This is a genomic window from uncultured Brachyspira sp., assembly GCF_944390595.1.
In the GTDB taxonomy this organism is placed as follows: Bacteria; Spirochaetota; Brachyspiria; order Brachyspirales; family Brachyspiraceae; genus Brachyspira.
In genome coordinates this window covers 1-4387 of the sequence record NZ_CALXRN010000046.1, presented here as the reverse complement: position 1 = coordinate 4387, position 4387 = coordinate 1, and the positions used below count along the sequence as shown (strand labels likewise).

The 4387-nt window shown below is 24.9% G+C and carries 6 protein-coding genes; 1 reads left to right on the top strand and 5 read right to left on the bottom strand.

The features are described 5' to 3' along the window. Positions 1–368 (bottom strand): AAA family ATPase (locus Q0J90_RS02445; protein WP_297276397.1); only part of this gene is annotated, 368 nt, incomplete at its 3' end. A gap of 184 nt (positions 369–552) precedes the next feature. Between Q0J90_RS02445 and Q0J90_RS02440 the strand changes: the two genes are divergently transcribed. Continuing rightward, positions 553–2172 carry a gamma-glutamyltransferase family protein gene (locus Q0J90_RS02440; protein WP_297276396.1) on the top strand — a complete coding sequence of 540 codons (1620 nt, stop codon included), beginning with the start codon at positions 553–555 and terminating at the stop codon, positions 2170–2172. Positions 2173–2182: 10 nt separating this feature from the next. On the opposite strand, the gene thpR is transcribed toward Q0J90_RS02440, so the two are convergent. The 4 genes from thpR to Q0J90_RS02420 all read right to left on the bottom strand — a co-directional run. After that, positions 2183–2713, bottom strand: a complete 531-nt coding sequence (gene thpR / locus Q0J90_RS02435) for an RNA 2',3'-cyclic phosphodiesterase (protein ID WP_297276395.1) — start codon at positions 2711–2713, stop codon at positions 2183–2185. Between the two features lie 4 nt (positions 2714–2717). Beyond that, positions 2718–3269 carry a hypothetical protein gene (locus Q0J90_RS02430; protein ID WP_297276394.1) on the bottom strand — a complete coding sequence of 184 codons (552 nt, stop codon included), beginning with the start codon at positions 3267–3269 and terminating at the stop codon, positions 2718–2720. Between the two features lie 23 nt (positions 3270–3292). Next, entirely contained in the window at positions 3293–3880 is a 588-nt protein-coding gene (locus tag Q0J90_RS02425; protein WP_297276393.1) for a hypothetical protein, read from the bottom strand. Positions 3881–3899: 19 nt separating this feature from the next. Further along, a partial coding sequence (locus Q0J90_RS02420; RefSeq protein WP_297276392.1) for a hypothetical protein occupies positions 3900–4387 on the bottom strand: 488 nt, incomplete at its 5' end.

Sequence of the window (4387 nt, the reverse complement as noted above, 5' to 3'; positions counted from 1 at the left end):
GTATCATTAGGAAGAAATATAACATAAAGTATTCTTCCTATTAAATCTTTTCTTGAAGATACTTCTTTTTTATCGATGAATACTTTTTTTATTTTTTTTTGATAGGCTATTTCTATATTAGTATCATAATTAAGTTCATCTTCTCTGAAAATGCCTCTCAAAAAATAATTATCATTTCCATTTTTTACAAGCTCTCTGTCAAGTCTAGTTCTAAATGACACACCGTTTCCAAGCATATATATTGCTTCTAGTATATTAGTTTTGCCGCATCCATTATGTCCATATAGAACATTTATTTTATCAGAGAATTCAAATATATTTTCATTGTAGTTTCTAAAAGAACGTAATGTGAGTTCTTTAAGTATCATTTTATAAGCCTTTAATATTATAGTGAAAAGTATTATATATTAAAATATTAAAAATAGAAGTTTTTAATATTAAAATAAAAACATGTTTTATATATTAAAAAAATATTATATTAAAATATTTTGACAATTATATTTTTGTTAGTATAATTAACTAAGTAAATAAAATAAAGTTTTGGGTTTCATTATGGATTTTTATGATAATACTTACTCATCTAAAAGGAATGTAGTTTTTGGAAAAAATATAGTTTCTACAAGTAATATACTAGCCTCTCAGGCAGGACTTGAAATATTAAAGAAAGGCGGAAACGCTATTGATGCGGCAATTGCAACGGCTGCTGCACTTACTGTTGTTGAGCCTACTTCAAACGGTTTGGGAGGCGATGCTTTTGCTATAATAAATTTTGAAAATAATTTATACGCTATCAATGGAAGCGGATTTTCTCCAAAGAATTTGGATGTTGATAAAATATTATCGCTTAATCTTGATAAAATGCCTACTTACGGACTTTTGCCTGTAACAGTTGGAGGAATACCAGCTGCTTGGTCAGCACTTGTAAAAAAGTTCGGAAAATTAAAACTTATAGATGTGCTTGAACCTGCTATTAGATATGCCAAAGAAGGTTATGCTATTCAGCCTCAAGTGGCTCTTGATTGGAAAGAATCTTATAATGTTTATTTGAATGAATCTGATAATTTAAAAAGAGAAGAGTTTAAATATTGGTTTGATACTTTTAGTTTTAACGGAAGAACTCCTGAGCTTGGAGAGATAGTAAAACTGTCGTATCATGCCAAGACATTAGAGGATATAGGTAATACAAATGCTGAATGTATTTATAGAGGAGAGTATGCTGAAAAGATAGATGCATTTATGAAAAAGTATGGCGGATATTTATCTAAAGAAGATTTAAATGAATATTATCCGGAATTTGTTACTCCTATAACAACCAATTACAGAGGATACGATATTTACGAGATACCGCCTAATGGACATGGCATTACAGTGTTAATGGCTTTAAATATTTTATCTAATTTTGATTTGAAAAGTTTAACTCCATTAGAAAGTACTCATTATAAAATAGAATCATTGAAATTGGCATTCATAGATACAAAAAAATATGTTGCTGATATTTATCACATGAAAACTTCCATTGAAGAAATGCTTTCAAAAGAATATGCTAGAGAAAGAGCTTCACTTATAAATAAAAGTAAAGCATTAGAACCTATAAATCATATATTCTCATCAGGAGACACTGTATATTTAGCAACAGCAGATAGTGACGGAAATATGGTTTCTTATATACAAAGCAATTACTGTGCATTCGGTTCTGGTATAGTAATTCCGGAAACAGGCATAGCATTGCAAAATAGAGGAGCTAATTTTTCATTGGATCCTAATTCAGATAATTTTATAGCCCCTCATAAAAAGCCTTATCATACAATAATACCGGCATTTATATGTAAGGATTCAAAACCCTATTCAGCTTTAGGTGTTATGGGAGCATTTATGCAGCCTCAGGGACATTTACAGGTTATGAGTAATTTAATAGATCATAATTTAAATCCTCAGTCAGCATTGGATAAACCTAGATGGCAATGGGTGGGAGAGAAGAATATCGAATTAGAATACAATTTTGATGATGCATTATTTTCAGAGCTTTCATCTTTAGATCATAATATAACTAAGAAAAATCATATTACTAATTTCGGATATTTCGGACGAGGACAAGTTATATTAAAAAATGATAATAATGTTTATTTTGCAGGATGCGATGGAAGAACTGATTCCGGCATTGCTGTTTATTAAAAAATTATTATTATAATTTAACAGTAAAAATTTCTGTATAGTTATAAAAATCGCTTGAATATAAAGTAATAGAATCTGCTGTAAAAGATAATGGAGTAAATTCTATTTTTTCGATATTTTCTTTTAATTTTTTATTATCATAAATTTTTTTAACTCTCGCTAATGTGAGATGCGATTTAAAATCTTTTTTGTCGTATTTAAGATTTTCTATATTATCTAAATTGCTTCTTAAAGTTTTAACATATTTTTCTAATTCCTCACTTACAGCTTTTACGAATATAACATTTATATCTTTGAATTTATTTGTGAAGTAAGAAATATTTTCAAAGTTTATATTAAATGGTATAGGGGAGGAGTTGCTTGCTTCTTTTTTTATTAATTCTATTTGTTCTTCTTTTATGTTATCAAAAAACACTAATGTTATATGCATTTTCTCTTTTGATACTTTTTTTAATTCTGCTATTTTTTCATTTATTCTAAGTATGTTAGAATATTTATTTTTAATTTCTTCATTTAAGTTTAATGCTAAAAATGCTCTCATACTATTACAGCTCTATGTTTAATGATTTTGATATTATATCTTTATTAACATCTTTATATAAAATTTTATTTGGTGTTATATTTCCATTATATTGATTTGTACTTGTATCGCTTACTTCTAGCATGCTGACTTTATCTAAATATATTTTTTTATCATCATTGTATTTAAATGTTATATATAGTTTGCGGTTATTCATTATATGATGTTCAAGAGTAAAATAATTATTTTTATAAACGACATTTGCTGTAAGTCCGTTTATATTAAATATTGCAGTATTTAATTGGATGCTGCCGATATATTTATATTGATTATTTTTTTCTATTTGAAATAGATTATAATAATACCAATATTTATTTTTTAATATTATCATTTCATAGGCACTATTATCTTTGAATCTCATTTTTCTTATGGCATTAATTTTTAAATCTACATTTTCTTTTAAATTGCCGTCATCAGTGAAATAACTTTCATTTATTTTTATAGGCTTATCATCAATATCTTGAGAATAAAGATTAAAAGAAAATAAAGCTAAAAATATAAATACAATTTTTTTCATAATTAATTATTTCCAAAATATAATTATATATCAAGACTTAATAATTTTGATATCATATCCATTGTAACATTTTTGTATAATATTTTGTTTGGAACTACATTGCCATTAACTTGTTTAGAAGTTGTTTTTGCTTCATTAATATTTGTTCCGGAACTGCCGTCAATAATTTCTATAATCATATTTGCTTTATCTAAATATATTTTCTTATCATCATTATATTTAAATGTTATGTACATTTTTAAAGTTGACATAACACTATGTTCTATAGTGAAATAATTATCTTTATAAACTATATTTCCAATAAGCCCTTCTATATTATTATTAAAACTTTTTAAAGCTATAGTTCCCATATAATTGTATTTATTGTTTTGTTCTATTTGAAATAAAGTATAATAATACCAATTGTTATTTTTTAGTATTATCATTTCGTAGGATGATTTATCTGTAAATCTGATTTTTCTAATAGCATAAACTGATAAGTCTTTTTTATTTTTTAAATTACCGTCATCAGTAAAGTAATTTTTATTTATTTTCATAGGCTTATCATTGATATTTTGCGGGTAAAGATTAAAAGAAAATAAAGCTAAAAGTATCAATACAATTTTTTTCATATGTTATAATCTCCATAAATTATATATTTTGATTCATTAATTCTACTTCTGTAATAATTTTTATTTTTTTATCAAGATTTAATAATTTTGATATTTTATCCATTGTAACATCTTTATATAAAGTTTTATTAGCTTCTACATTGCCGTCAATCTGTTTAGCAGTTGTTTTTTCTTCTTCAGAATTTTCATTATCATCAATGAATTCTGATATCATACTAACTTTATCTAAATATATTTTTTTATTATCATTATATTTAAATGTTATATATGTTTTTACAGATGATAAAAGGCTATGTTCTATAGTAAAATAATTATCTTTATAAACTATATTATGTACAAGCCCTTCAGTATTTTTATTAAAACTTTCAAAAGCTATAGTTCCAATATAATTATATTTATTATTTTGTTCTATTTGAAACAGACTGTAATAATACCAATAATTATTTTTTAATATTATCATTTCATAAGATGATTTATCTGTGAATCTAATTTTTCTAATAGCATAAA

Excerpts from the sequence above, each read along its gene's own strand:
- Q0J90_RS02440 (WP_297276396.1), top strand. The coding sequence starts at position 553 with ATGGATTTTTATGATAATACTTACTCATCTAAAAGGAATGTAGTTTTT.
- thpR (WP_297276395.1), bottom strand. The coding sequence starts at position 2,713 with ATGAGAGCATTTTTAGCATTAAACTTAAATGAAGAAATTAAAAATAAA.
- Q0J90_RS02430 (WP_297276394.1), bottom strand. The coding sequence starts at position 3,269 with ATGAAAAAAATTGTATTTATATTTTTAGCTTTATTTTCTTTTAATCTT.
- Q0J90_RS02425 (WP_297276393.1), bottom strand. The coding sequence starts at position 3,880 with ATGAAAAAAATTGTATTGATACTTTTAGCTTTATTTTCTTTTAATCTT.